At 34.3% G+C, this 2,114-nt stretch carries 2 protein-coding genes; one reads left to right on the forward strand and one right to left on the reverse strand.

What is annotated here, in order from left to right; genetic code table 11:
• Positions 1-608 precede the first annotated feature (608 nt).
• Positions 609-1,328 carry a 3-ketoacyl-ACP reductase gene (locus tag ACH0B5_RS17925; RefSeq protein WP_122973748.1) on the forward strand — a complete coding sequence of 240 codons (720 nt, stop codon included), beginning with the start codon at positions 609-611 and terminating at the stop codon, positions 1,326-1,328.
• A gap of 113 nt (positions 1,329-1,441) precedes the next feature.
• Here the strand turns inward: ACH0B5_RS17925 and ACH0B5_RS17930 are convergent, their stop codons facing one another.
• Positions 1,442-1,834 (reverse strand): winged helix-turn-helix transcriptional regulator, encoded by a 393-nt coding sequence (locus ACH0B5_RS17930; protein ID WP_406928250.1) that lies wholly within the window; start codon positions 1,832-1,834, stop codon positions 1,442-1,444.
• Positions 1,835-2,114 lie beyond the last annotated feature (280 nt).

The following is a 2,114-nucleotide window of genomic DNA, read 5'->3' on the forward strand; positions in this document are numbered from 1 at the left end:
CCAAAATTTTGTTTCAACTGTTAAGTTGAAACTGTATTTCATTAACGTTTTGTTGTTCAGTTTTCAAGGTTCATGTTTCGCTACTCTTTTAAAGCGACTTTTTATAGTATAACATCGAATATCTCGTATGTCAACAATAATATTATCTACTGTAAATAGCGATAACTTTTTTAGTATAACATTATATTTTGGTGTTGTCAAACACTTTGCACATCTTTATTGACAACTTTATTATTATACCAATCACACTCAGTAAAGTCAACAACAATTTTAAATATCGTACAAATCCAGCCTTACTGAAGCGGCAACTTTTACTATATCACTATAATTTATTGTATGCAAGTATTTTTATAAGAATAATATTTTCTTTTTTGGCTTTATTAAATATAAAACTTTACCCATAACTAAAATGATTTTAGAGAGTTGTTTCTTTCTAAGTGATTACAACTTATGACAAACGAAGATTATTAGTATATGCCTAATTTGAGGATAAGTTACCTTTAGGTAACCTTGTAATAAAAAAGTGCATACTTCACATGATAAAAGAGCATCTGTAAAATATGTGTTGAATAAAGAGGAACATTTGTATAGAAAAGAGGTATTCGTTTATGGGACAATCATTAAAAGGAAAAACGGCACTCATTACAGGGAGTGGTAAAGGAATTGGAAAAGCCACTGCAATCGCTCTTGCAAAGGAAGGCGTTAATGTAGGGCTTTTAGCTCGAACAGAGGCAGATTTAAAAAGTGTTATATCAGAAATTGAATCAACTGGAGTAAAAGTCGCTTATGCTACAGGAGATGTTGCTTCACTCGAACAAGTGGAAAAAGCAGTCGATTCACTTACTAATGAACTAGGATCCTTCGATATTTTGATTAACAATGCTGGGATAGGAAAGTTTGGTGGCTTTCTAGATCTTTCTCCTGAAGAATGGAAATCTATGATTGATGTTAATTTAATGGGAGTCTACTACGTAACACGAACAGTTCTTCCGCAACTAATTGAAAAAAACGGTGGAGATATTATTAATATTTCCTCTACTGCTGGACAAAAAGGTGCCCCCGCTACAAGTGCATATAGCGCATCTAAATTTGGCCTTCTTGGTTTAACAGAGTCATTAGCACTAGAAGTTCGGAAACATAATATTCGTGTTACTGCTTTAACACCAAGCACTGTCGCTACAGAGCTTGCTTTTAAAGAAAATTTAACGGACGGCAACCCAGAAAAGGTTATGCAGCCGGAGGATTTAGCTGAATTTATCGTTTCCCAACTGAAACTTCATCCTCGTGTATTTATTAAATCAGCTGGCTTATGGTCTACCAACCCATAAGTAAAAATAAAAAGGAAGTTATAAAGGGTGTGAACTGAACCCCGAATAGGTCCACTTTTTTTAAAGTGTCCACTATTCGGGGTTCAGTTCAGTGATCTATTTATATCTTAGATTCACCCTTCTTTTTCGTCTTTTAAATCTGCAGAAATCTTAATTTGCTCTATACGTTTTTTTCCCCACTCGTACATCATCTCTACAATAGGCAGTAAAGTCATCCCAAGATCTGTCATGGAATATATCACTTTTGGTGGCATTTCGGGATACACTTTACGATGAACGATCCCATCCTCCATCAGCTCTCTTAATTGATTTGTTAGTATTTTATGTGATATTTTTGGAAAAATTTTTTGCAATTCACTAAATCGATGTGGTCCCTCTACACCTAGATGCCATAAAATAACCACTTTCCATTTTCCACTTATAATCGATAAGGTTAATTCTTTCTCACAATGAAAGTCACCATTGTTAATCTTTTCTTTTATCTCATCGCGTAATCTATCGGTCATAATTTTTGACTCTCCATTCACAAATTTCAATATAGGCAACTAACATACCTTACTATTGTTTAGTATATCATTATTAAATCTAGATAAATGAAACTACGCTTAGCTGGTATATGTATGTCAACTAACAAAATATCAATGATACTCTTTTGAACCTCAAGTTAAAGATTAAATCCTGAAAGCTGCGAAGCGCGATGACACGTCGAAAAACTGCGTCATCTGCGTCAGTCCGATGCTCATGTACCAAGTACACTGCGCTTCGGGCTTCCTTGATTCCTTGTTT

The organism is Ureibacillus sp. 179-F W5.1 NHS (assembly GCF_045369345.1).
GTDB lineage: Bacteria > Bacillota > Bacilli > Bacillales_A > Planococcaceae > Ureibacillus > Ureibacillus halotolerans.